Source organism: Microcystis aeruginosa NIES-2549 (genome assembly GCF_000981785.2).
In the GTDB taxonomy this organism is placed as follows: domain Bacteria; phylum Cyanobacteriota; class Cyanobacteriia; order Cyanobacteriales; family Microcystaceae; genus Microcystis; species Microcystis aeruginosa_C.
In genome coordinates, this window is sequence record NZ_CP011304.1 from 2,926,330 (window position 1) to 2,951,761 (window position 25,432).

The following is a 25,432-nucleotide window of genomic DNA, read 5'->3' on the forward strand; positions in this document are numbered from 1 at the left end:
TACCATGTTGATGAAATGGTTGACTAATTGGCAAGTTTCCCTAGTGGCGGCGGTTTTGCTGACCAATGCCCTAGTCTCTCCTAGTATGGCGCAAACCGGCAACCAATCCGATGTCACCGGGCCGATTCTTTCCACCGGTGATTTTGCCGGTCAAACTATCCCCACCACCACCGTCACGGTGACGGGATTTCAGGGGGGAGAACCGGCTCAAATTTCTGTTAATCAAGCGGCGGCTTCTGTGAATACTCAGTTAGCTAATAATGGTTTAACCTCCCCCACGGGTACCCCGATTTCCCCAACCGTTCAGCAACCGATACTGAGCATCTTAACAGCAGATGCACAGGCGGGTAATAATATCACTGCTGTCACTGCCGCTCTTACCACTGTACCAGGCGCACCGCCTTTAAGTGTTATTCAAAACTTATTGGACGGCTTAAACGGATTAACCTCTGGTGGTGCGGTTAATCCAGCTAACTTGTTGGCGGCGGTGCAGACCTATAATGAGATGATTTTAGCCAGTAACGAAGCGTTTCTGGCAAGTCCTCCCGCAGAACTACGGGCAATTCAAGCATCCTTAGCTGCATTGGTGGAAGCCGCTCGCTAACCCGCATTTTCCCTGCTGACTTCACCATAGTCTCCTCGGATTAGAGGGCTGTGGTGAAGGCTCCACGGTGGGCGCGGTGGTTGGCTGTGAGGGGGTTAGAGAAGGGGTATTTCCTCCCCCTAAGGATTCTTGGAGCTTGTCTCGCAGTTTTTTGGCGGTATCGGAGTCAGGATTAATTTTGAGAGCTTGTTCGTAGGCGGCCAGCGCCTCTTGGTGGCGTTTCCAGTAGGTCAAGAGCAGACCTTTCCCGTACCAAGCTTGATAGAGTTGAGCATCGAGTTGCAAGGCTTTTTCATAGGCGGCATAGGCGAGGGCTAATTGTCCTAACCGCCACATTTTATTGCCTTGATTAAGCCAGTTTAGGGGATTAGTATCGTTCTTATTGGGAACTTCAAAAGCCTTGTATAATTCATCACCAATTTCTCGCAAAGATAAGGCATTGGGAGGCGAACTTTCGACATTTATCTGCCCTTGAATGCCAGACTGGGGTGCTAATTTCAAAAAAGTAGTGATGGGAATAGCGAGACTAAAGCCAATTGGCACGGGAACCTTTTCGATTTTTTCGGCTTCATTTTGTCCGTGAACTGCGATGACTCGTCCATTGATATCCAACACTGGACCGCCACTCATGCCCCCATAGGTGACACTGGTATAAACTATCTCATACCCCAACTCCGGGGGAAATATTTTCAGCAAGGGTGTAATGTCCTTGGGTAGCACTTTCCCCACATTGAACAATCGTTTCCGCTTGCCGATAAATTTCGGGTCGGGCCATCCAGAAGCAAAAATAAATTGTTCGTCAGCTACTTGATAGTTACCCAAGGTCGCCAATTGATAATTTTGGTCGCTCTGAAACTGCACGAGGGCTAGATCTACTCCTGGTAATTTTTTGATGCTATTGTAATCGAGCGGATATTGCTTGCCATCCCAGGTAATAATTTTTAGTTGATCGTAATAGAACTTGCAGGCATCTCTAGCATCTTTACAGATTACATGACTAGCAGTAAGAACAGTATAAACCCTTCCTTCTTTGGCAATAATTGATCCAGAGCCATTAGCAGTAATTTTCCCATTCGCCCCCTCTTCTTCTGAGGGGATTAAAACGGTAATCTTTTCAGCAGTTTTTTCTATCTGCTCAGTTGTTGATGCCTTAGCAATCTGAGGAGAAACCACAAACACCGCTATACTAACTAGGGCGGCGGAAATTTTCAAGAAATTGTTGCTCATCTGGTTTAAAAATACAGTTGAGTGGAATTTACCAGAGGGGTGTGGGAGCGGGATTCTTTTCTCTTGGGGTTGACGAGGATGGAGAAGGAAAATCTTCCGAGAAAGTGGGTTCTCTATGGGTGGGAAGCGATGGGGGTGACACTGCGGGCCGTTGCCGACTGGAAGCAGATGGAGAAGATGACCCCGATTTTAAAAAAGTCCCGATAGGAATCGCCCAACTTAATCGACTCATTTGTTCCCACAGTGCTGGTGAAGTCACTGTTCCATCAGCAAAAACGTAGGATTTACCCCAGAGAGGATAAGCATGAATCCCGTTAATACCAATAACTTTACCTTGCCGATTCAGCAGCGGTCCGCCACTCATGCCATTTTTAATCTTATTGGTATAGCCGATTTGGTAGCCCCCCGAAAAGGATTTATCACTCAAAAGCGACACTTTACCAACGGTGAAGGTAAAATCAAAGGGATAGCCGGCGGCGAAAACTTCATCTCCGATAGTGAGATCATCGACATTAGCCAAATCAGCAATAGAATAAACTTGGCTACTGCGAAAAGAAACTAAGCCTAAATCATAATTATTCAAGCGAACTGTTCTGACCAACTCACCCCGATGTATCTTGCCGTCAGGGGTTTGTATTTGCCAAACCCGAGAGCGATACCGCCCTAAAACATGGTCATTCGTGAGGACTTTGTAGGAAGAACCCTGCTTTTCAACTAAAATGCCCGAACCCCAGCCTTGCCCTGATAACACTTTAACGGTAATTGCTCTGGCTAACTGAAGCAGCTGTTGTTCTGAAAGTTGTTGAGAGCTATAGGCATTGGCCCGGTTAGGTTCCAGAGCGGGAGCATAGCTTGGGACAGCAAGCAAAGGTGTGGACAGTCCCAATAATAAACCGCCCACACCAGCCAAAATTCTTTTTATCGCCCGACTCACTTGATTACTACGCTCCTATCTATAGAACTAGAAAAGTTTACCAAACAGCGGGCGTTGGGTTTCCTTGCGTCAACCCAACCTACCTTATCTATAGAACTAGAAAAGTTCACCAAGCAGAACCGCCTGATGGTTTTTGGGGCGACTGTTCGGGGGAAGTCCCCGGCGCCGGAGAAGAGGACGAACCCGTAGCGGGATTTGTTTCCACGGGAACGCTTTCTAGGAATTTGCTGAAATCGATAGTGGCAGAATCCGATGAGCTTTCAAACAAAGGACTGCTGCTGGCTCCTTGCCGGAGGCCAAATAACTGCGCAAGTTTTTGCCTCGCATCATCTCCTCTCTTGAGGGTAAATAATAGGTTAGCACTATTAGCCCGTTCTCGCCCACTACTGGAGACATAGATGACTGGTTCACCATTCAGATAGCCCGTGTTAATATTACCAATTCCGCCTGGTCGAGAGTTCAGGCTATTGAATCTTCCAGTTACTTCTTCACACCGTCGCATGGGAGTGTAACCGGAACCACTAAAATAATCAGAAGACCAACGAATCACCGCTCTGTATTCATTAGGGCCGGATTGGACAAAAGTTGTGGGAACTCCCACATGGGGACCCGTCACTGGCACAAGACACTCGAATCTGGTTTGAGCTTGGCTCGGTGATTGTAAGGTCAAGGCAGCTCCTACACCAATCAGAGCAATGGTCAGAGTTTTTGTCAAAGTTTGTAGTTTCATTGTTCTTATCCTAATCCTGCAAAGGGACTCCGTTGTACACTTCAAAGGTAGCTTTTATTTTTCCGCAAAACAAACAAAAGCAAGGCCTTTGCAACAATTCTTATTTTTTGGGATTACCCTTTCTTCAAACTCCTTTAAGAGAGCAATCAGATGAGTTCGTTTACCCCAAAGCAGACCAAACTTCTAACTTACTGACCACGCGACGAATCACCTCATCGGTAAACTCACTCATGGTCATTTGTCCCCCTAAATCGGGGGTTTTTTTGCCCTCGTGAATAGTTTCAAAGACACTTTCATAAATTGCCCGAGAAGCTTTGCGCGCCTCGCTAGTTTCGATATAACCTAACAAAGCTGCCGAGGCTAAAATCATCGCCATGGGATTAGCGATATTTTTGCCCTCTAAAGCCGGGGCCGTGCCGTGGGGAGCTTCTGCCATAATAGTTTTAACCGCTAGGGTCTCCTCATCAAATCCCAAAACTAAACTTTCGGCCCCGGCAATACTGCCATAGAGTTGCAAGACAAAATCGGATAATAAATCGCCATCGCGATTAAGTGCTGGAATCACCAAAGCTTCGCCGTCGGTTTGTAAAAGTAGGGCAAAAGTTGCATCAATTAACAGGGGTTGATAACGCACTTCCGGATGTCTTTGGGCTGCTGCGTCTAATTCCTCTTTAAACATCCCTTCGTAGGTGGCACTAACGGTGAATTTTGGGCCGCCAAATACCCGCGCCCCGGTTTTTTTGGCCTGTTGAAAGGTAAACTCGGCCACAGCGCGACTGGTAGCCCTAGAAATGCGCGAGGTGCGATAGGCAATTTCATCGCCGGTGGCGGTGGTTTCTCGCCATTCTTTGGCCCCGTAGGCATCATCAACGGCCATGCGGACAATGGCAATGGGAGAATTAACGCCCCCAATCGGACGAATACCGGGGATACGGCGACCGATGCGGAGAATTACCTGAGAATTCATTGCTTCTCTTAAAATAGCGTTAGGACTGCCCACATCTCCTTTAATTTCTGGGGTAATAGTGGCAGCTTTGAGAGCTAATCCGGTTTTTAGAGTCGCTTCGGCGGCCTCGTGAACCACTTGATTGTTACTCTGGCGACGCTGGGCTAAACTAAGATCAAAATCGGCAAAGTTAAGCGGTTGACGAATTATCGAGGGTTGTAATACTCTCAGGGCTTCTAGTAATAGTTCTTCTCCAGTTTGGTCGCCGTGCATGACCACAATGGTGGGGATATTTTCCGTCATAATTTTTGAGTTTTAATAAAAATTTTCGAGTATATGTTAATGCTTAATTGGCTGGTTAATTGGCTAAAAAAGATACTTTTTACCTTAATTAATTCTGTAATTTTATCAATCTTGCAGAAAAAAATATATAATACCAAGTCTGGTTATTGAAAACTGATTATTTATTCTCCCTTTTGCATAAGTGCCTCTTGCATGAGTGCCTCTTGCCTTAAACCCTAATTAATATTATGCCCGATCGCTAATTAAATTAGCAATCGGGCAGTGGTGAGAATTAATGGCTCTCCCAGGTTTGGTGGGTAAAATGTATTCTAAGATACATTGCTCCTAGCGAGGGGGTGGAACGAACCACAAAGACACAAAGGACACAAAGATCGATCGATCATATTGTAAGTTAAACTCATCACACAGAACCTAGAAGAGCCAATTAATTAACCCAAGATTTAGAGAGCTTGTTCAACTTCGGCAATTTCGGGAATCTCTTCCCGGAGACGACGTTCGATGCCCATTTTTAGGGTCATGGTGGAACTGGGACAGGAACCGCAAGCGCCTTGAAGACGCACTTTGACGACTGGCCCGTCGATTTCGACTAATTCCACGTTACCACCATCGGACATCAGGTAGGGGCGCATTTCATCTAAGACTTTTTCGACGTTATCGGGAGTCAGTGTTAAAGACATAATCAGCCTCTGGTCAGAGATTTATGAGAGTGTAGTTACTTCAATCCTAACGCTTTTTGGGCGGGGATAACCCTTAAGATTCTAAAAGCTGTAGATTGATAAAAGTGAATTCTGTGGTGGATTTTTCGCCACCGACATCGATTGCGTTAATCACTTGACAGGAGGGTAAATAATAATTACCGATTTTTTCGTAGGTTTCCTTAAAGTCACGTTTTCCCTTTAATTCATCGGTTTTAGCATTGCGGAAAATGGCATTATAGCGAATAGAAATATAACCTTCTCCCGTATCGAGACTTTCCTCGGTATTAATAGTAAAAGCCATCGGTCCCATGACTCGACTGACTTGACAGATTTCCTGGCCGCGGACCTTATAATTAGATCCCATCGCATCGCCGGTGACAAGAATTTCTACCGCACCGGTGGGATCATCTTGCCCGAAATTAAACTGGTTTTTGCCGTGGGAAGCCTCAAAATTGCCTCTTTTACGGTGAGTAACGATGTCGCGCATTTGATTATAAATACTTTCTTGCACTTTCTCGTCATCAATGCCCGTTACTTCCACACTATAATCGGCATTAACTTGAATTTTGCCCGTATGGACTTCCTCTCCTTGGGTGAGGATAATATCAGCAGTGTAACCGGGGAATCCTTCATCCCAAGTGTAACGGTTTTCGTAGGCGGAGCGGAAAATATCTCGGGCGTTCGTCGTGGCTACAGTCATAATCGCTTTACTTGTGTTGATAACTCCATTTATATCATTGTCGCTGATTTTTTCGGCTCTGGCCGAGATTTCTAGAAAACTAGATGAATTTGACAACTTAGGGAAAAGTCGGCTCTCCCAGCTTTGGTGGGTAAAATGTATTCTAAGATACATTTCTCAAGAGCGAGGGGGTGGAACGAACCACAAAGACACAAAGGACACAAAGATCGATCGATCCTATGTCAATTAAACTTATCACACAGAACCTAGAAGAGCCAAAAGTCAGTTAGAATGGGTCAATGACCCGTCCCTTGCTCGATTGCCATAAATCTAAATAAGCAAAAAATAAACATGAGCAATTATGACAAAATTAAGTCCAAAAGTTACCGCAATTATTCGTTCTGGTGAACAACAAGGATATGTAGGTGAATGCGTGGAAATTTCGATTGTCACCCAGGGAAATACCTTAGATGAGGTGGTTAATAATCTCCAAGAAGCCATTTTACTGCATTTAGAGGGAGAAGACCCCAGGGAGTTCGGTCTAGTTGCCCAACCTTTTCTACAGATTATATTTGAGTTACAGCCAGAATATGCCTAAGCTGAAACAACTATCCGGCAAAGACATTATGCTGTTCTTAATTTAAATTGCTTGTTGAGACGAGGTAAGAGGCAACCCCCCTCCGACATTGGGGTAGGGTTGATTCATGAATCAACCCTACTATTAATCAACCCTACTATTAATCAACCCTACTATTAATCAACCCTACCAACATCGGGGGGGTTTAAGGATAGGCGGTTAAGATACGTCTTAGCTGATCAAAAAATCGGGCTAAAATAGAAAAAACTCACCCTCAGCGATCACGGCGATGGCAGAAGAAACGGCGAAAATCAAGCTTTATCGGAAAACCTATCAACTTCCCCAACTAAATCGCCCCGATTTATTGGTTTTGCAGGATCAGATTCAAGAAAGACAGCAACTGATTAAAACTGGAAAACGGGTCCGCAATACATGGTTAGGATTGAGGAAAAAAGAAGAACCCCTCAATTTCGAGGAAACTTTTCAAGAATTGGAAAGATTAGTCGGGGACTATAACCAGTTAATCGGATTTCTCACCGACCATAAGGATGAATACCGACGGTTTTTCCAGTCACTGACCGAGGAAATCAAGGAGGCAGTGGCGGTTAAATGCCAGAAATTGGCAGAAACAGAGCGAAAACGCCAATCTTTGGAGAATAGCATCGGCTCGGCCGACCTGCGAGATACCCTGAGACTACAGAAACAGCAGATTTTCCGCACCGTGATTCTTGTTGGTCGCGCCAGCTTGCTTATGCTCAAGAAAATCGACTTAATCAGCGAAAGTATCCAGAAATTAGCCGAAGATCAGGATACACAAAAACAGGTTTTCTCGAAAATGATCGGCGAGTTGAACGGGTACAAACAAGTGTATCAGTTGCAGCTGGAGTTAGATAATCTGGAAAAAGAAGCGATCGAAATGGCCAAAGTAGCCATTAATCTAGAACAATACCTAAAACCAATTATCGGGCAGTTTCAAGGCTTAATCGATCGAGTAGTGACCATTGACGGGGAACTTTCCCGCAGTGTCAGCGAAGTGGAATCCCTCGTCCAGAACATTCTTAGTTCCGAATCGGCCGTATCTTTCCGCAAAAACGAGAATCTATCGGCTAGTTTGCTCAATTTCCTCGTCACCAGCGAAGAAAAGCGCGGCCGTTTAGCGATCGCATTAGAGCGAGCCGAGCAGGAAGGATGGCAATGGACAGACGTGGAAATCCCCGACGAGGAAATCGAACTGGAAACCGCCATTCAACGCATCAACAACCATGTAATCGAGAGAGTTGGGAATTTTACCACCTCCGTCGTCGGTGATTCTCCTATTCCTCCCCCTTCCCAACCAAAGACACCCCTAGACAATAAAACTCCTTCTTCTCCATCAGATTGGATGATTCCATCTAAATCTGCTCAACCAGAGACACCCCTAGACAATAAAACTCCATTTACCGAAAACCTACCCAATGGGATAACACTAGAGATGGTGAACTTACCAGCAGGTCAATTTCTCATGGGATCTCCTGACAGTGATCCCGATGCTAGGGATTGGGAAAAGCCTCAACACCAAGTTAAAGTCAACAGTTTTGCGATTGGGAAATATCTGGTGACTCAGGCACAATATGAAGCGGTAATGGGAACCAATCCCTCTTATTTTAAAAACAATCCGCAAAATCCGGTAGAAATGGTTACTTGGAACGATGCTCAAGCCTTTTGTCAGAAATTGAGTCAAATAACCGGGAAAACCTATCGCCTCCCCACAGAAGCGGAATGGGAATATGCCTGTCGTGCGGGGACTACTACTCGCTATTATTTCGGTGATGATGCCAATCAGTTAGGAGATTACGCTTGGTATATCGGAAATCCTCAGCAGACAACTCATCCTGTGGGCCAGAAAAAGCCCAATGCTTGGGGACTGTATGACATGAGTGGCAATGTTTGGGAGTGGTGCGAAGACGATTGGCACGATAACTATATCGGAGCGCCAAAGGATGGATCTGCGTGGACTATCAATAATGATAATCGTTCTCATCCCAAGTGTCTGCGCGGCGGTTCTTGGAACATCAACCCTTATGACTGTCGTTCTGCCGACCGCGGCAGGAGCAACCCCGTCTACGTCAACGACGACGACGGTTTTCGGGTTGCGTGTGTCTCCCCAGGACTTTAACCCTTTGTTCTTTTGCTCTTTTGCCCTTTGTCTCCCGCCCTTAGGCGGGTCGATTTTTTTTTTGAGAAAAGAATGTTAAGATTTATTACAGATAAAGAGAGGTAAAGTCGTTGAGCGAACTATCAATTATCCAGAAGATGTACGATTTAATTAAATGGTATGTCCCAATCCTAACACGAATTCCCAAAACGCACAAATTTACCCTAGGAGAAAGACTGATCAATAACTTGTATAGTGTACTAGAGGAACTCATTCTGATTAAATACGAGCGAGAAAAATTAGATAGATTGGTAGCTCTCAACGCTCGACTGGACGTTATCCGTTATCAAACCCGACTCCTATGGGATTTTTCTCCGCTTTCTCCAGAAAGATACGAATATGTGAGTAAATTGATAGAAGAAATTGGTCAAGAGCTAGGTGGCTGGATCAAACAGCAAAAAAATAAACGGACACCAACGAAATGAAGCGATACGGCAACCTCTACACGGATATTATCAACTTCCAAAATCTCACCCTAGCGGCCAATAAAGCGCAGAAAGGAAAAAGATTTAAAGAGAATGTTTTAGAATTTAATTATAATCGAGAGCGAGAATTAATTATTTTAGAGCAAGAATTACGAGATAAAACCTACCAGCACGGAAACTATAAGACTTTTTATATTCGAGAGCCAAAAATCCGCATGATCTCGGCTGCACCCTATAGAGATAGAGTCGTTCATCACGCCTTATGTAATATAATCAATCCAATTTTCGAGCGGACTTTTATTAATAATTCCTATGCCAATCGAGTGGGATTCGGTACTCATAAAGCTTTAAGAAAGTTTATTCAATACTCCCGAACTAGCCGCTATGTTTTGCAGTGCGACATCGAGAAATATTTTCCCAGTATCGATCACGAAATTCTTAAAATAATGATCGAAAAAAAAATCAAATGTCGCGATACCCTCTGGCTAATCGAAAGCATCATCGACAACAGTAACGAACAGATTCCAGTTAACCATTGTTTTGATGATGAGGATTTGCTAACCTCTATATCTAGAAGAAAAGGTTTGCCGATGGGAAATTTAACCAGCCAGTTTTTTGCCAATATTTTTCTGAACGGACTAGATCATTTTGTTAAAGAAAACCTCAAAGTCAACAAATATTTACGCTACGTCGATGATTTTAGCTTATTTTCCGATGATCGAGAGTTTCTCTGCTACGCTCGACAGGAAATCGAGAAGTATTTAGCTTCAATAAAGCTAAGAATCCATTCCGTTAAGAGTCAACTATTCGAGACAAAAATCGGAGCTACTTTTGTTGGATTTCGAGTATTTCCCGACCGCGTGAAGGTAAAAAATGATAATCTACATCGAGGAAGAAGAAGAATTAAGCGACTCAAACAAGAGCTGGCAAATGGTACGATCACGCTCGAAGAGATGTCTCGTTCTTTACAAAGTTGGTTCGCACATCTTCAACACGGTGATACACGACAGTTAAGAGAAAAGCTATTTGATTCTCTCATCTCGATGAGAAATTAAAGAAGGAGTAGAACAATTTCGACTGCGCGGCGGTTCTTGGAACAACAACCCTAATAACTGTCGTTCTGCCAACCGCAACAGGAACAACCCCGACAACGACAACAACAACAACGGTTTTCGGGTTGCGTGTGTCTCCCCAGTACTTTCCCTCACCAGAGTCGGTGCATGAGAATGTATCGAGCGAGTAAGGAAAAGTCCAGTTCTATTCCCGCGATGCTGGCGACAGTATCCGAACATTGCCACGAAATCGGTTAGCTTGGTAGGAGATATCCGAACAGTTAACCGATTTCGGATATTTTTGGTGTTGAGGTTTCAGTGCCTCTGTCGTCTCTCTTTTGATACTAAATCCGTTGAGTATAGGCTACATATCAGGACAGGCACTCATGCAAGAGGCAAAAGGGGCGTTGCTGATTTGATATCTGAATCTTCTTTTCTGGTATTTTTAAAACCTAGAGCCAAACTAACTTTTGCCCGGGAACCTGCACATTTGGCATTCATACCTTGATTCAGCAACGCCGACACAGCTAGTCTCTCTGCTATAGTACAAAAGTAGTTTAGCATGATACGCTATCTAACCTTATTGCGATCGCGTTGAACTTTTCCTATTCCCCTTGAGTTGCTTGTCTAACCTGTTCGATCTCTAATTCTAAAGCTTGTGCTATCTGTTCAAAGTTCAATCCTAATGCCAATAAACGAGGAATAGAGGCTAATTTTGCCGCTAATTCGCCTTCTTGTCGGCCTTCCTCTCTACCTTCCTCTCTACCTTCCTCTCTACCTTCTTCTAAAGCTTCCTGATACACTTTAGTTTGTTTTAAATCACTTAAACTAAACATCGCTTCTATCTCCTTTCTACTGACTTGGGGTAACTTATAAACCAAGATTGTCTCTATCAATTCTAAAAGTTCTTGCTGTTGTTTGACTTACGGTGGCACACCATAAATCATCCTCTTGCCAAACAATAACTTTAATATTCATCTTTAACTTTTTTTGTCCTTATATGTCGAAGTAATGATCGATATCAATCGGGAACCATTCCCCATCTAATACCTGTTCGAGGGAGAAAGGAGGCTCTAGAGGAATCGCGTCGCGAGTGACTGCTTTCGCTTGTATTAAAGTTTTCCGAGCGTTCGAGTAGGCTTTTTGAAAATAATCCCGCGCGTGGTTGGTGAGAGTGGTGGTTTCTAGCCACTCTCCTAGTTGAGTTCGGAAACTGGCGATTTCTCCTACCCAGTGACAGACGTTGCGTTCTCGCTCCCGTTCCGATTTGTGATAAGCTAACTTAAACAGGTGTTCGATAAGTCGGGTTAATAAACTTTCTACAGCCCGTCTGTCACTTTTCCCCATGCACTCCACTTCCTCGATCAGATTTTCCCAGTCCACCTCATCAAACTTTTTTAGCTTTAAAAGTTCGGCGGTTTTTGAAGCCCAGAGAACAAAATCCTGATCGTATAAGGCTTTCATTGATAAAGCTGTTTCTACTGCCATAGTTTCGTTCCAACTGCTCATAAAACTATGTCTTCAGCTTAACTTGACTGGCGCAAACCTTTTTAACTTTTTTGTCTTTTACTAAGCATTGTAACTCGATCTCATCAGACGTTATACAATAAGTCTTGTCCCTCGATCGCATTGTCCCATGACTACCCCCTTCACTGCCGCAGAAATTGCCTCAGAAGGCATCAAACCCGAAGAATACGAAGAAATAGTCAAAAGACTGGGAAGACACCCCAACAAAGCCGAATTAGGAATGTTTGGCGTGATGTGGTCGGAACACTGCTGTTATAAAAACTCCCGGCCGCTGCTCAAACAATTCCCCACTACTGGCGAAAAAATTCTTGTCGGACCGGGGGAAAATGCCGGAGTAGTGGATTTAGGCGATGGATTGCGATTAGCCTTTAAAATCGAGTCCCATAATCATCCTTCTGCGGTGGAACCGTTCCAAGGTGCCGCTACTGGAGTCGGAGGCATCCTGCGGGATATTTTTACCATGGGGGCCCGGCCCATTGCTATCCTCAACTCCCTCCGTTTTGGTAACTTGCAAGATGCCCGCAATCGTCGCATTTTTGCCGGAGTCGTGGAAGGAATAAGTCATTATGGCAATAGTGTCGGCGTTCCCACGGTGGGCGGTGAGATATACTTCGATAATGCCTACAATGGCAATCCCCTCGTTAATGCCATGGCTTTAGGGCTAATGGAAACCGAGGAAATCGTTAAATCTGGGGCAAAAGGCCTGGGAAACCCGGTTTTATACGTTGGTTCTACCACCGGCCGCGACGGTATGGGAGGAGCGAGTTTTGCCAGTGCCGAATTAACCGATAAATCTATGGATGACCGGCCCGCAGTGCAAGTGGGCGACCCTTTTCTGGAAAAATCCCTGATAGAAGCTTGTTTAGAGGCATTTAAGACCGGCGCGGTGGTGGCGGCCCAGGATATGGGGGCCGCCGGGATCACCTGTTCTACCTCCGAGATGGCGGCCAAGGGAGGGGTGGGAATTGAATTAGATCTCGATAAAATCCCCGTCCGGGAAACTGGGATGGTCCCCTACGAATATCTGCTGTCGGAATCCCAAGAAAGAATGTTATTTGTGGCAGCATCGGGACGAGAAGGCGAATTAATCGAGATTTTCCATCGTTGGGGACTTCAGGCTGTGGTCGCTGGCCAGGTAATTGCAGAACCGATCGTCCGTATATTATTTAAAGGGGAAATTGCCGCCGAAATTCCTGCCACGGCCCTAGCGGATAATACTCCGATTTATCATCGGGAATTACTGGCAGAACCGCCGGAATACGCCCAAAAAGCTCAATTATGGGAAGATGCCACTATTCCTATTCCCGAATCCCATAACGAGATTTTATTAAAACTGCTCGATAGTCCCTCGATTGCCTCAAAACGCTGGGTTTATCGTCAATATGACCATCAAGTCCAGAATAACACCGTTATTCTTCCCGGGGGGGCCGATGCGGCCGTGATTCGCGTGCGTCCTCTGGGTGCTAATCCCGCCAATTCTCGGCGAGGTGTAGCGGCGACTACAGATTGTAATCCGCGATACGTTTATCTTGATCCCTATAACGGAGCTAAGTTGGCCGTGGCCGAAGCGGCCAGAAACCTTAGCTGTGTTGGGGCCGACCCCATTGCTGTCACGGATAATCTCAATTTCGGAAGTCCAGAGAATTCAATCGGTTATTGGCAATTAGCCACTGCTTGTCAGGGTATTGCCGAAGCTTGTCGGGAAATGAATACACCAGTAACTGGGGGTAATGTCTCTTTGTACAACGAAACCGTTGATGCAGCTGGCAGCCCCCAGTCTATTTATCCCACTCCCGTGATTGGGATGGTGGGATTAGTGCCGGATATCGGGCAAATTTGCGGCCAAGGTTGGCAAAAAGCGGGGGATTTAATCTATATTTTGGGTTTTTCCTTGCCAACTATCGGCGCATCGGAATATTTAGCCGTTATTCACGGTTTGGTGACGGGAAAACCGCCAGTAATTGATTTTGAATTAGAAAGAAAGGTACAAGCGGCCTGTCGTCGGGGAATTCGCGCCGGTTGGGTGAAATCTGCCCACGATTGCGCCGAGGGAGGTTTAGCCACTGCTCTGGCAGAATGCTCTATTAGTGGGCAGTTAGGGGCGGAAATTGACCTTTCTTGGCAGCATCAGGGCCGTTTTGACGCGGTGTTATTCGGAGAGTTAGCTAGTTGCATTATTGTCTCCGTTTCCCCCGAAAATCGGCAAGATTGGGAAGAATATCTAAAGACACAATTGGGAGACTATTGGCAAATAACCGGCAAAGTTAGCGAAAAAAGCGATAATCTTCTGATTTTTGACCGGGATAAACAACCGGCGATCGATGTTAGTCTAGAAACTATACAGCAAGTTTGGTCAAAAGCGATCGAAAGAAGGCTGTAATCTTGAGGCCGTCAGCTAGATAAGATGGCCGATTATATCGGTAAATAAAGGCTGATAGCTGATCAATAAATCGTTAAAAGAAGATTAAGATCGGTTAAGATTTTGTTACCAAAGTATTCTGCAGCCCCAACCCTCCCATGTCTAGCCATCTCGACTCATATCTATCCCTGAACCGTATCGATAAGCCTGAAGAAGCCTGTGGAGTTTTTGGACTCTATGCCCCCGAGGAAGAAGTAGCAAAACTGACCTATTTTGGACTCTATGCCCTGCAACACCGAGGACAGGAATCGGCAGGTATTGCCACCTACGACGGGGAAACGGTGCATTGTTACAAAGAAATGGGCTTAGTTTCCCAAGTTTTTAGCGAAACTGTCCTTAAAACCTTGCCCGGTACTCACGCCGTCGGTCATACTCGTTACTCTACCACCGGTTCTAGCCGTCGCGCCAATGCCCAACCTGCTGTGATCGAAACCCGTTTGGGTAAACTTTCCTTAGCACATAACGGCAATTTAGTCAATACTTTTGAGTTAAGAAATGTATTAGAAAAGCGCGGTTGTGATTTCGTCACCACCACCGACTCGGAAATGATCGCCGTCGCTATCGGTCAGGAGGTGGATAGTGGCAAGGATTGGATACAAGCGGCGATCGATGCCTTTAGCTATTGTAGCGGGGCTTATAGCCTTGTTATCGGCACACCGACGGGAATTATCGGGGCGCGGGATCCCAATGGTGTCAGACCGTTAGTAATTGGGGTTTTGCAAGAAGAAGGCAATCCCTCCCGTTATGTTTTGGCTTCGGAAACCTGCGGATTAGATATTATTGGGGCCGATTATCTGCGGGATGTGCAGCCGGGGGAATTAGTTTGGATTAGTGAAGATGGCTTATCTTCGGTGGATTGGGCCATGAAACCGGAGAAAAAATTATGCGTTTTCGAGATGATTTATTTTGCCCGTCCCGATAGCATTGTTCACGAGGAATCTTTATATACTTATCGGGTACGTTTGGGGGAACAATTAGCCAAAGAGTCGCCGGTAGAAGCAGATATGGTGATGGGAGTTCCCGATTCGGGTATTCCGGCTGCGATCGGATTTTCGCGCATTTCTGATATTCCCTACGCGGAAGGATTGATTAAAAATCGTTATGTGGGACGAACTTTTATTCAACCAACCCAACACATGAGAGAGTCGGGAATTAAGATGAAATTGAATCCTTTAAAGGATGTTTTACAGGGGAAAAGAGTTATTATTGTTGATGATTCGATCGTGCGGGGAACCACTAGCCGGAAATTAGTTAAAGCTTTACGCGATGCTGGAGCAAGAGAAGTTCACATGAGAATATCTTCGCCTCCGGTGACTCATCCCTGTTTTTATGGCATTGATACGGACAATCAAGAGCAGTTAATTGCGGCAACTAAATCGGTGGCGGAAATTCAGGCACAAATCGGGGTGGAGAGTTTAGCTTATCTCAGTCAAGATGGAATGTTAACAGCAACGAAGGAAGATCCGAAAACCTTCTGTACTGCCTGTTTTAATGGCGATTATCCGATTCCTGTACCTGATAATGTTAAGCGATCGAAGTTGATCTTAGAAAAAGTTAAATAAGGGTTGCTGAATAAATCTAAAAACCTTGCTGGGTAAGGTTTTTAGGCTTTTTTTCCCTCGAAAAGTGCCGACCATTGGAGTGATTGGAGGGAAAATTCCGGGACTTTTTCCATGAAAATTAGGTAATTGACCACCTGAAAATGGGTAAAACCCCACACCCCACACCCTGTCCCCACGAAAAACTTTTTGCCGCAAACCCTAGATAACCTCAAGGCTAAATCCTCTGAAAACAATCGGCAATTTCTTGGGGGGTTAAAAGAGAATTAGGATAACCAGAAAGTTGTCCTAATTTTTGTGCTAATAAAACTGCTTGGGGTGGAGTTAGATAGGTTTTGGCTAAGAGATCGGTTTGATGATAAGCTTGCCGGATTGGGGCATCTAAAAGGATAGTTCCTTGACCCATAATAATTACTCTTTCGGCGTATTCTGGCATTAAATAGAGATGATGGGTGATCACAATCACGGTTTTGCCCATCTGGTGTAATTGACGACTCACCTCTAAAATTGCCTTAGCCCCTTGGTAATCTTGGCCGGTGGTGGGTTCATCGAAAACAACTATACGCGGTTCCATGGCTAAAATTGCCGCAATCACTACCCGCGCTCGATCGCCTTTCGGTAAGGAGAGAGGATGATAGGAGCGATATTCTAGCAATCCCATGGCTTCTAGACTTGCTTCCGTGCGTTGGGTGACGATTTCTGGAGAATAACCGAGATTAGTCAGGGCAAATGATACTTCTTTCTCGACAGTGGTGTTAAAAATCTGATTATCGGGATTTTGGGCTACATAACCGATCGATCGGGCTAAATCACTAACAGAAAAGCTATTGATAGAACGTCCATCAATCATAACTTGACCGGTGGTCGCCGAGAGAAGATTGAGAAAATGCTTGACTAAAGTGCTTTTTCCCGCGCCATTTTGACCGATAATCAGCAGATATTCCCCTTCAGCAATATCGAGGGACACATCCCGCAAAGCGGTAGTACCATCAGGATAGGTATGGCAGAGATTTTTTACCCTCAGTAGGGGGTTTAAGGGGTCAGAAACCGATGATAAGGGAGGGTGTGGGGTAAGATGATGATAAAAGGATTTAAGCTCGTTTAAACGGGCAAAACTGCGGTCTAGGGTGACAGGAATGGACTCGACCGCCCCGATTTTTTGATTGATCAAGGCAAAAGTAGTGGCCACTTGCGGGGGACGCAGGGCATTTTCCTGTAAACGTTGTACTTGGGAGTAGATCTCTGCTGGGGTTCCCATGGCTTCGATCGCACCCTCCCGTAATAGTACCAGGCGATCGGCATATTCGGCCATTTCCTCGGCCGCGTGGGAGACCATCACAATCGTGACACCGAGATGGCGATTTAATTCCTTAATGGTGGCGAAAACTTCCTGAGATCCCACCGGATCCAGTTGGGAGGTGGGTTCATCGAGAATTAACAAAGCGGGCTGAACTGCGAGAGCAGCGGCGATCGCTAATCGTTGTTTTTGTCCTCCTGATAATTCCCCTGGCGATTTTTTTTCCATTCCCTCTAACCGGACTGCCGCTAAAACTTTGGGAATACGCGCTTTAATTTCCTCTCGCGGTAGCCGTAAATTTTCTAGGGTAAAAGCGATTTCATTTTCTATGGAAGTGGCTAAAAGTTGCGTTTCGGGATCTTCAAATACTGCCCCCACATAGCGGGCCAAGGTGCTAACGGGATGGGTTAAAGTATCTAAACCGGCTACCGTTGCATAACCAAAAAAACGCCCTCCGTAGAATTGGGGGACAATACCGTTAAGAGTTAAACAGAGAGTAGTTTTTCCCGCACCTGTGGGCCCGATAATACCTAAAAATTCTCCTCGATGAATTGCTAAAGAGATATTTTTAAGCACTAGATTGGAGGATTCGGGATAAATATAGGAAACTTTCTCTAATTGGGCGATGATTTCCATTATCGGTGGGGAATAGAAGACGAGAGAGGGGTAGATAGGGAGATATTTTTCAGGGAAATGCGAGTTAGGGACGCTTCTATTTTCCGCTATTTCGATCGATGAACTCGATTATCACACAGGTGGCCCACTACTCTGTGATTTATCCTGCAATTGTACCAGTTACTCCTCGCCCACTCGCAGAAAAACTTAATATTTTCACTCTTGACAAATTTGCTGTAAGGTGCTAACAAAATCGGGGTAGGAAATGCCGGCCGCTTCAGCGCGATGGATAGTGGTGGGTTGACGGGAATTGAGGGCAGCGATCGCTAGACTCATGGCAATGCGATGATCGGTAAAACTGTCCACTTCCGTGCCGAATAGGCCCGTACCGCCGGTAATCTCTAAACCATCGGGTAATTCCCTTACTTTTGCCCCTAGGCGATCGAGTTGGGTGGCCATCACCGTCAGGCGATCGCTTTCTTTCACCCGTAATTCCTCAGCATCCTTGATAATTGTCGTTCCTTGGGCAAAAACCGCCGCTACTGCCAAAATCGGAATTTCATCGATCAGACGGGGTATAATCTCACCGGCGATCGTGGTTGCCTGTAGTTGACTGGATTTCACTCGCAGATCCGCCACTGGTTCCCCCGTCACCACCCGTTGATTTTCGAGGGTGATATCTGCCCCCATTGCCTGTAAAACCTGTAAAACTCCGGTTCTAGTCGGGTTTATTCCCACATTTTCGATTAATAACTCGGAATTAGGCACGATTGCCCCCGCTACCAACCAAAAGGCCGCCGAACTGATATCCCCGGGTACAATCACCGTTTGTCCAGTTAAAGTGGGATAACCCGTCACCGTGACGCTATTAGTCTCCCCATCCACCTCAATATTTGCCCCAAAAGCGCGCAGCATCCGTTCACTGTGATCGCGAGATAAAGCGGGTTCCGTGATCGTGGTTTTCCCCTCCGTTAACAGTCCTGCGAGGAGAAGACAGGATTTCACCTGTGCAGAAGCAACGGGAGAATAGTAGTGGATCGGTTGCAGAGATTCCCCAGAAACGGCCAAAGGAGCCAAAGAATTGGCTTTTCTGCCCCAAATTTGCGCCCCCATTTCCTTGAGGGGTTTCACCACCCTGGACATGGGACGCGATCGCAGGGAAGCATCACCGGTAACGACAAAAAAACGGTCCTGATGACCCGCCAATAATCCTAACATCAAGCGGATCGTCGTGCCGGAATTGCCCGCGTCGAGGATTTCTAAAGGTTCCTCAAGATTGCCTAAACCCCTACCTTTGACGATTACTTTCTCGCTGTTGAGTTGGGAAATTTCCACACCCATGGCACGAAAACAACTAGCGGTACTGCGGGGATCTTCGCCTAATAATAACCCATGAATAACGGTTTCTCCTTCGGCGATCGCTCCTAACATCAGGGAGCGATGGGATATGGATTTATCGCCGGGGATAGTGATTTTTCCGCGTAATCCCGTGATTTTGGCTGGATCGATGACTAAATCTTGATGGGATTGAAGGGGGTTAAGGGTGACAATAGACATGATCGTTAGGCAGATGAAGACAAGCTCGATCTATTTTCCCCCTTTACCTCGTCCTTTCCTTGTCAAGTTATGTAAAGAATATTAAGCTAGAAGCATTCAGTCATCAGTTTTTTGTTATGCCCACTACTGCCCAAGAAGTTTATAATCAAGTGGTTTGTCACTTATCATCCGGGGAACGTTTGCGATTGGCCACAATCATTCTCAATGAACTTGTCGGACAACAACAACCATCGCTAGATCAAAGTGATACCTGGACTGAGGAGGATCAGATCGATCTTGTCAATTTTTCCCTAAACTATGCGGCCAAAACTTGCTCTGATGTGGAGGGGATTTAATTGGTGACGTTTTCTTCTGGAGATGTGGTGACAGTTGATTTTCCCGGTGTGACAGGAATTAAGCGCCGTCCTGCTGTGGTTTTGTCATCAGAGACTTACCACTCTCTTCGACCTGATGTAATAGTTGGACTGATCACAACTCAGTCAAAAGTTCTAGGAATTACTGATTATGCGCTTCAGGATTGGGTCTCGGCCGGGTTACGGGTCGCTTCGATATTTCGTTGTTTTATCGTAACTTTGCCACCATCTGCAAATTTAGCTGTGATTGGACATTTATCAGAGCGTGACTGGCAGGGAATCAAGGCTCGTGTTAGAATTTCCCTCGCAAGTTTAGATGAAACAAAACCATAGAGGCAAGTCGCCTCATCTAACCCACCCGACAACTTAAATTTATGTCTCGTCGTCAACTGTTGAGTTTTTTAAGCGTAGTAATTCTGGCATTTTTTGCCCTTATTCCCGATGCTAACGCTTTAGGTGGTTCCCAACCCCCTTTAAATCAACCGGCACCCGATTTTAGCCTACCGACTAACACGGGAGAAGGAAATATTTCCCTATCGGACTATCGGGGTAAATGGGTAGTTTTGTATTTTTATCCCAAGGATTTTACCCCCGGCTGTACCCTAGAAGCGCGGCGTTTTCAGCAGGATTTGCCAAAATATATGGCTAAAAATACGCAAGTTTTAGGGGTAAGTGCCGATGATGTCGATTCTCATGCGGAATTTTGTGACTCGGAGGGGTTAAAATTTCCCTTACTGGCAGATACTACCGGAGATGTTAGTAAAGCTTATGGTTCTTGGATGGGTTATGTTTCCCTGCGTCATACCTATCTTATCGATCCCGATGGGATTTTAAAAGAGATTTATTTAGGGGTAAATCCTGCCATTCACAGTGCCGAAGTTTTAGCACGTTTAGAGGAATTACAGGCGAGTTCTTGAGATAATTGGTCTTGAATCTAGAAATTATCTTGATAAAAGCTATCTGCAGCCGATGAGATAAAAAAAATCCCGACCACGATTTTTTCATCGGTGGGGGATATAGACTAACAACCTTAACCGAGATAATCAGGACTAATTGCAATTATCGTCCTTGTCACCCTTACAGTCACGGTTTTGTAAAATTAGCGGCGAAGAGGAACGGTCAAAATGGTTATCTTGACTATTAACCGCTAAAGTGTGAGGAAGAGAACCCAACAGCAAGGAGACCACAACAAACAAGGTTAATGAGATTTTCATGGCTTTTACTCCCTTAGACACCATCAGGTAATTGACCTATTTTTACCATAGGGCTTTTTCTCTCGGATGTCAGTCCCATTGCCAAGAGGGAAAAAGGGGTTAACATGGAAAAAAAGGGAATATAAGTAGAACAAAGTAGAACCGGATGAAACCACAGGGATGGGACGAGTTTCTTAAACATCTAGCTAGAGAATACGGTGTTCAGGGTAAATTAAAGGAGATTTTTTTGGTTCGTTTTGCCTACGAAAATTGGCGCAAACCAGATGAGGAAATTTGGGAAATGGCCGAGGCCGCCAGCCATGAAACCTATAAAAAACAAATGACTAAAATCTATAGCTATTTCTCGGCAGATAAAGATAATGGCTGTCCGGAACTAGAATTAGGTAGTAAAGGGCCGGGTAAGTTCCAAATCCTCCGAGAATGGTTCAAAGATATCAAATATCCTGAATGGAGAAATCAACCCGTCCCGATACTAGCAGAAAAATCAGTTATAGATAGTTATATTAGCCGCCCTCCCGTCGAAAGCGACTGTTATCAAGAAATTAATCGTCCGGGGTCACTCATTCGCATTAAATCCCCCGAAAAGACTGGTAAAACTTCTCTCCTTAAACATCTGCTCGCTCAGGCAGATAGTTGGGGACATAGCACAGTTTATATTAATTGTCAAGTGGCAGAAAAGGCGATGTTTGCCAGTTTAGACCGATTTTGTCGCTGGTTTTCGGCAAATGTTAGCCGAGAATTGGGTTTAAAGCCGCAATTAGATGAATATTGGGATGAGGAACTATTTGGCAGTTTAATCAGTTGTCAAACCTATTTTCAGTCCTATCTTTTGGAACAGATTAACGGGCCGCTCTTTTTGGCCCTAGATAATTTAGACAGAATTTTCGAGTATCCGGACATCGCTAGGGATTTTCTGCCGCTTTTGCGCTGTTGGCACGAAGAAGCTAATAATTTGGAAATCTGGCAGAATTTGCGGTTAGCGATTGCTAATTCCACGGAAATCTATATTCAATTGGACGCTAATCAATCTCCCTTTAATGTCGGTCGTGCGATTAAATTACCCGGTTTTAGCCTCGAACAACTGGAAAACTTGGCTAGTAGCTACGGATTGCCCAAAAATGAGGATAATCAGCGTTTTCTTAGGGATTTAATTGCTCTAGTTGCTGGTCATCCCTATCTTAGCCGTTTGGCCTTGGAAGCGCAGGTGCGCGGGGAAAAAAATATTCTCCCTAATGCTGCTACCCAAGGGGGAATTTATGCGGCACACCTGCGTCATCACTGGGATAATCTGCAAAAACAGCCGGAATTATTGACAGCGATGGGGGAAGTGGTTAATTCTCCCGATAAGGGAGCGCGATTAGAACCGATTACTGCCTATAAACTGGAAAGTATGGGTTTAATTCAGTTAAAAGGCGACCTAGCCCAGCCTAGCTGTCAATTATATCAGCTTTACTTCCGAGAGGAACAGACCGGCAGCGATCTCTAGTAGATAATTATACTAAATCCGTTGAGTACAGGCTACATATCAGGACAGGCACTCATGCAAAGGGGAATAAATAATCAGTTTTTAATAACCGGATTTAGTATCACATTTGCAGAAATATCGACAATCAGCAATTATTAGTGACTCTTAAATTATTACAAATATATCAGCAGCCGCGTGTAAGCATCCCACCGAAAAGCTCATGCGCTCCGGGGTTTGGGTAGGGTTGATTCATGAATCAACCCTACTATGAATCAACCCTACTATGAATCAACCCTACTATGAATCAACCCTACTATGAATCAACCCTACTATGAATCAACCCTACTATGAATCAACCCTACTATGAATCAACCCTAGGAGTTTGGGGGGTTCTACCCCCCAAAAGCTTGGATTGAGTAATAAAATCGGAAGTAACGATCAATTTTGGCAGATAGTTTCCCTTTAAAAATCCCAACTTAGTAGATTTACAAAAATGAGATGCACCCGCTCAAAGATTGCTCAACTTGCTAAAGATTGTAGTTCGGAAGTGCCATAAACTCTCACGATTTTGTCTTGGCAGGCCGTGGCGATATAATTACCATCGGGACTAAAACAAACCGCATAGATTTTCTGAGGATGGGGAATAGAAATAATCGCTTTTCCTGCTTTTAAATCCCATAATTTTAAGCTTTTATCATCACCACCACTGGCTAATAGTTGATTATTAGGACTAACACTAACTGAATTGATATGATCACTATGTTCGCTGAGAGTTTTTACCTCTGTACCTCTTTGAATATCCCAGATTTTAATGGTTTTGTCTTTGCTGCCACTGGCTAAAAATTTGTTATTACTGCCGAAATCTACAGATAAAATACCTCCAAACCAATCGGAATGACCTTTTAAGGTAATACTGCTTTTTTCTCCCAGATTCCAGATAATTACCGTTTTGTCATTTTCGCCGCCACCACTGGCTAAAAGTTGACCATTTTGACTAAATTTAACTGTTAGAACTTTATCGCTATGACCTTGTAAAGTAGAAAGAATTTCTCCAGTTTTTACTGACCATATTTTCACCGTTTTATCTTCACTACCACTAGCAATAATTTCCCCATCGGGATGAACAGCTACTGCTGTAACTTTATCTTGGTGTCCCGTTAAGGTAGAGATTAGTTCTTTAGTTTCCAGTGACCAAATTCTTACGGTTTTATCATCTCCTCCACTAACCAAATATCCTTGACAGGGACTAAAAGCAACAGAGTTAACTCCCTGATCCCACCAACCAGCTTTTTCATGTCCTTGTAAACTAAATTTTTGATTCTTTTGCCAATCCCAAACAATAATAGTTAACTCGTTATCTCCACTAGCCAAAAATTGACCATCTTGGGAAAAAGTTAGACATTTAACCTCACCTTCATGGCCTTCTAAAGATTTAAAAGATACTAAACGATTAAACATAGTGAAGACATTAGTTAATCAGTATTTTTCGGCATTACCCGATGTTGGTTGTTCTGTAGGGGACTAAGCCATCCCTGAGATAACCTTTGAGAAATCTCCGCTGACCACAAGCACGGGGAAGCTATTCTTCCGTAATTATAACTAATTACAGCGTTTCTCGTCAAGGAGATGCAGCTAATCTAAGGATAGGCGATTAAAATAGGTCTTAGCTTATAAGTACCCGTTGACAATCATAGTAATAGGGTGGGTGAGGGGACAATAATCGAAAAAATTGCCCGATAAATTAAGTATTGGCTGTAACCTAGCCAAAAAAGGCTGCCATTTAGGATCGCTATAGGGTAAGATTAACTATTAGGGTGGAGTTTATTGCCGATTTTAATCTTGTCCTAACCGCGCAAAATTGACAATTGAATCTGTAATTTTAAAAATATCTATCCCGTCAATCTCATCTAACCACAAATGCTTAAAATTTTAGTTGATGGTACACCGATAAGACAAAATCCTAGTGGAATTGGATTATATGCTTATCACCTGATTGCCGAATTAGCTAAATTACAAAACCAAGAAAACTTTTCCCTGTCCCTCTGTTTTCAACCATCGGTAAAAAACTGGCTGCGGGGTAATCTTTCTATACCAGAAAAACTGCAATCCTATCCAGAGGTTAAATGTTTACCAATTCCCGTCAGTCTTAGCAATATCTTAACCCGATTTCCTAATCCTCTAATTCCCTATCTAGAAAACTTTCTTGATTCTCCCGATATTCTCCACGGATTGGATCATGTGGTGTATCCTTGTCGTCAGAGTCGTCAAGTTATGACTATTCATGATGTTACTTTTATAAAATATCCTGAGTTTGTCACGGGGATTGTCAAAACCTACACCCAACGCATTAAACAATCTCTACAATGGACAGATTTAGTTATTGCTAACTCCGCAAGTACCAAACGAGATATTATTGAATATTTAGATGTGAACCCAGAGAAAATTTTTGTTACTCCCCTTGCAAGTCGTTATTATTCCCTCCCCAATCCTCCCTCATCTCTAACTATCACTAAACCCTATTTACTCTTTGTTAGTACCCTAGAACCACGAAAAAATATTATTAATCTTATCACCGCTTTTAACTATCTCAAGGACAGGTATAAATTAGACCATAATCTGATTCTGATTGGCAAAAAAGGATGGAAGTATCAACCAATTTTTGAGAAAATATCTCAGTCTCCCTTTCGAGATAGTATCCAACATCTTGATTATCTTGCCGATGACTTAGTTGCAGATTATTATCAAAAAGCCGATGTTTTTATCTATCCTTCCTTTTATGAAGGTTTTGGATTACCAGTTTTAGAAGCGATGACTTTAGGTTGTCCCGTGGTAACTGCTAATACTGCATCCTTACCCGAAGTCACTGGGGATTCGGCCATATTAATTAATCCCGATAATCCCCTAGAAATTGCTGCGGCAATCTATCAGGTGATTAGTGATACCTCTCTCCGTCAAGAATTAATCACTAAAGGAAAAAAACAAGCAGCAAAATTCTCTTGGCAAAAAACTGCACAAGCTACTATAAAAGCTTATCGTTCTCTTTTATAATAACTAGCC

23 protein-coding genes and 1 pseudogene are annotated in these 25,432 nt (G+C 44.3%); 13 read left to right on the forward strand and 11 right to left on the reverse strand.

Annotated features, from left to right (window positions below; all coding sequences use genetic code 11):
- Positions 1 to 4: 4 nt before the first annotated feature.
- Positions 5 to 604, forward strand: coding sequence for a hypothetical protein (locus myaer_RS14430; RefSeq protein WP_046662603.1), 600 nt, complete (start codon positions 5 to 7; stop codon positions 602 to 604).
- Between the two features lie 21 nt (positions 605 to 625).
- On the opposite strand, the gene myaer_RS14435 is transcribed toward myaer_RS14430, so the two are convergent.
- The 6 genes from myaer_RS14435 to myaer_RS14460 all read right to left on the reverse strand — a co-directional run bounded on the left by myaer_RS14435 (position 626) and on the right by myaer_RS14460 (position 6,142).
- Positions 626 to 1,831, reverse strand: coding sequence for a tetratricopeptide repeat-containing serine protease family protein (locus tag myaer_RS14435; protein ID WP_046662604.1), 1,206 nt, complete (start codon positions 1,829 to 1,831; stop codon positions 626 to 628).
- Positions 1,832 to 1,859: 28 nt separating this feature from the next.
- A complete protein-coding gene (locus myaer_RS14440; RefSeq protein ID WP_046662605.1) occupies positions 1,860 to 2,765 on the reverse strand; it encodes a S1 family peptidase in 906 nt (301 codons plus the stop codon).
- A gap of 106 nt (positions 2,766 to 2,871) precedes the next feature.
- Positions 2,872 to 3,495, reverse strand: a complete 624-nt coding sequence (locus myaer_RS14445) for a COP23 domain-containing protein (protein ID WP_046662606.1) — start codon at positions 3,493 to 3,495, stop codon at positions 2,872 to 2,874.
- Between the two features lie 160 nt (positions 3,496 to 3,655).
- Complete coding sequence (locus tag myaer_RS14450; protein ID WP_046662607.1) at positions 3,656 to 4,744, reverse strand: isocitrate/isopropylmalate family dehydrogenase; 1,089 nt, start codon at positions 4,742 to 4,744, stop codon at positions 3,656 to 3,658.
- Between the two features lie 440 nt (positions 4,745 to 5,184).
- Positions 5,185 to 5,421, reverse strand: coding sequence for a NifU family protein (locus myaer_RS14455; protein WP_046662608.1), 237 nt, complete (start codon positions 5,419 to 5,421; stop codon positions 5,185 to 5,187).
- A gap of 73 nt (positions 5,422 to 5,494) precedes the next feature.
- Positions 5,495 to 6,142: a DUF3386 domain-containing protein gene (locus tag myaer_RS14460; RefSeq protein WP_039900206.1), complete on the reverse strand. Its 648-nt coding sequence runs from the start codon at positions 6,140 to 6,142 to the stop codon at positions 5,495 to 5,497.
- Positions 6,143 to 6,482: 340 nt separating this feature from the next.
- Here myaer_RS14460 and myaer_RS14465 point away from each other — a divergent pair, with 340 nt between their 5' ends.
- The 5 genes from myaer_RS14465 (at position 6,483) to myaer_RS22525 (ending at position 10,541) form a co-directional block, all read left to right on the forward strand.
- Positions 6,483 to 6,719, forward strand: coding sequence for a type II toxin-antitoxin system HicB family antitoxin (locus tag myaer_RS14465; RefSeq protein ID WP_046662609.1), 237 nt, complete (start codon positions 6,483 to 6,485; stop codon positions 6,717 to 6,719).
- A gap of 268 nt (positions 6,720 to 6,987) precedes the next feature.
- On the forward strand, positions 6,988 to 8,853 hold the full coding sequence (locus myaer_RS14470; protein WP_046662610.1) for a formylglycine-generating enzyme family protein: 1,866 nt from the start codon (positions 6,988 to 6,990) through the stop codon (positions 8,851 to 8,853).
- A 110-nt stretch (positions 8,854 to 8,963) separates the two neighbouring features.
- Positions 8,964 to 9,317, forward strand: a complete 354-nt coding sequence (gene avd / locus myaer_RS14475) for a diversity-generating retroelement protein Avd (protein ID WP_046662611.1) — start codon at positions 8,964 to 8,966, stop codon at positions 9,315 to 9,317.
- Complete coding sequence (locus tag myaer_RS14480) at positions 9,314 to 10,372, forward strand: reverse transcriptase domain-containing protein (RefSeq protein WP_046662612.1); 1,059 nt, start codon at positions 9,314 to 9,316, stop codon at positions 10,370 to 10,372. The genes avd and myaer_RS14480 overlap by 4 nt, the downstream gene beginning before the upstream one ends.
- 22 nt (positions 10,373 to 10,394) lie before the next feature.
- A complete protein-coding gene (locus tag myaer_RS22525) occupies positions 10,395 to 10,541 on the forward strand; it encodes a hypothetical protein (RefSeq protein WP_327348259.1) in 147 nt (48 codons plus the stop codon).
- Positions 10,542 to 10,974: 433 nt separating this feature from the next.
- On the opposite strand, the pseudogene myaer_RS14490 reads toward myaer_RS22525, so the two are convergent.
- Both myaer_RS14490 and myaer_RS14495 read right to left on the reverse strand, forming a co-directional pair.
- Positions 10,975 to 11,289, reverse strand: a pseudogene (locus tag myaer_RS14490) (Rpn family recombination-promoting nuclease/putative transposase); the annotation flags it as partial.
- 76 nt (positions 11,290 to 11,365) lie between these two features.
- The gene (locus tag myaer_RS14495) at positions 11,366 to 11,857 is read right to left on the reverse strand and encodes a DUF29 domain-containing protein (RefSeq protein ID WP_080949810.1); all 492 of its coding nucleotides are present in this window, start codon (positions 11,855 to 11,857) and stop codon (positions 11,366 to 11,368) included.
- Positions 11,858 to 12,005: 148 nt separating this feature from the next.
- Between myaer_RS14495 and purL the strand changes: the two genes are divergently transcribed.
- Both purL and purF read left to right on the forward strand, forming a co-directional pair.
- Positions 12,006 to 14,276, forward strand: coding sequence for a phosphoribosylformylglycinamidine synthase subunit PurL (gene purL / locus myaer_RS14500; protein ID WP_046662615.1), 2,271 nt, complete (start codon positions 12,006 to 12,008; stop codon positions 14,274 to 14,276).
- A 137-nt stretch (positions 14,277 to 14,413) separates the two neighbouring features.
- Positions 14,414 to 15,877, forward strand: a complete 1,464-nt coding sequence (gene purF / locus myaer_RS14505) for an amidophosphoribosyltransferase (RefSeq protein WP_046662616.1) — start codon at positions 14,414 to 14,416, stop codon at positions 15,875 to 15,877.
- 214 nt (positions 15,878 to 16,091) lie between these two features.
- Here the strand turns inward: purF and myaer_RS14515 are convergent, their stop codons facing one another.
- Positions 16,092 to 17,807 (reverse strand): ABC transporter ATP-binding protein, encoded by a 1,716-nt coding sequence (locus tag myaer_RS14515; RefSeq protein WP_046662618.1) that lies wholly within the window; start codon positions 17,805 to 17,807, stop codon positions 16,092 to 16,094.
- A 195-nt stretch (positions 17,808 to 18,002) separates the two neighbouring features.
- Positions 18,003 to 19,343, reverse strand: a complete 1,341-nt coding sequence (gene aroA / locus myaer_RS14520; protein WP_046662619.1) for a 3-phosphoshikimate 1-carboxyvinyltransferase — start codon at positions 19,341 to 19,343, stop codon at positions 18,003 to 18,005.
- Positions 19,344 to 19,402: 59 nt separating this feature from the next.
- On the opposite strand from aroA, the gene myaer_RS14525 reads away from it, so the two are divergent.
- The 4 genes from myaer_RS14525 (at position 19,403) to myaer_RS14545 (ending at position 22,396) form a co-directional block, all read left to right on the forward strand.
- Positions 19,403 to 19,678, forward strand: coding sequence for a hypothetical protein (locus myaer_RS14525; RefSeq protein ID WP_080949768.1), 276 nt, complete (start codon positions 19,403 to 19,405; stop codon positions 19,676 to 19,678).
- Positions 19,679 to 19,681: 3 nt separating this feature from the next.
- Positions 19,682 to 20,029 (forward strand): type II toxin-antitoxin system PemK/MazF family toxin, encoded by a 348-nt coding sequence (locus myaer_RS14530; RefSeq protein ID WP_071846528.1) that lies wholly within the window; start codon positions 19,682 to 19,684, stop codon positions 20,027 to 20,029.
- Between the two features lie 41 nt (positions 20,030 to 20,070).
- Positions 20,071 to 20,613, forward strand: a complete 543-nt coding sequence (locus tag myaer_RS14535; RefSeq protein ID WP_046662621.1) for a peroxiredoxin — start codon at positions 20,071 to 20,073, stop codon at positions 20,611 to 20,613.
- 442 nt (positions 20,614 to 21,055) lie between these two features.
- Positions 21,056 to 22,396, forward strand: a complete 1,341-nt coding sequence (locus myaer_RS14545; protein ID WP_046662622.1) for an AAA-like domain-containing protein — start codon at positions 21,056 to 21,058, stop codon at positions 22,394 to 22,396.
- Positions 22,397 to 22,894: 498 nt separating this feature from the next.
- Here myaer_RS14545 and myaer_RS14550 read toward each other — a convergent pair whose 3' ends face one another.
- Positions 22,895 to 23,833, reverse strand: a complete 939-nt coding sequence (locus tag myaer_RS14550) for a WD40 repeat domain-containing protein (protein ID WP_046662623.1) — start codon at positions 23,831 to 23,833, stop codon at positions 22,895 to 22,897.
- A gap of 459 nt (positions 23,834 to 24,292) precedes the next feature.
- Here myaer_RS14550 and myaer_RS14555 point away from each other — a divergent pair, with 459 nt between their 5' ends.
- Positions 24,293 to 25,423 (forward strand): glycosyltransferase family 4 protein, encoded by a 1,131-nt coding sequence (locus myaer_RS14555; protein WP_046662624.1) that lies wholly within the window; start codon positions 24,293 to 24,295, stop codon positions 25,421 to 25,423.
- The last annotated feature ends 9 nt before the right edge of the window (positions 25,424 to 25,432 follow it).